General features: G+C 70.7%; 1 protein-coding gene. It reads left to right on the top strand.

The window, feature by feature from the left end; genetic code table 11:
* Positions 1 to 242 (top strand): FtsW/RodA/SpoVE family cell cycle protein (locus SB719_RS22215; RefSeq protein ID WP_412160041.1); only part of this gene is annotated, 242 nt, incomplete at both ends.

The raw sequence follows: 242 nt of genomic DNA, 5'->3' as shown, positions 1-242 counted from the left end.
CCTGGTCGTCTGGCTCGGCGTCGTGCTGGCCCGCAAGCGCGACGTTCTGGACCAGTGGAAGCACGTCGCCATCCCGGTCGTTCCTGTCGCCGGCGGCGCGGTCGCCCTGGTGACGCTGGGCGGCGACCTGGGCACGACGATGATCATGGCCGCCCTCATCCTCGGCGCGCTGTTCTTCGCCGGCGTGCGGTTGCGCTACCTGGCGACGGGCGTGGGATTCGTCGCTGTGGCGGCAATCTTCG

The sequence above is a fragment of the Pantoea sp. SIMBA_079 genome, assembly GCF_046940275.1.
GTDB lineage: Bacteria > Pseudomonadota > Gammaproteobacteria > Enterobacterales > Enterobacteriaceae > Pantoea > Pantoea borealis.
The sequence above is the reverse complement of the archived record's forward strand: the minus strand, read 5'-3'. Positions and strand labels throughout refer to the sequence as shown.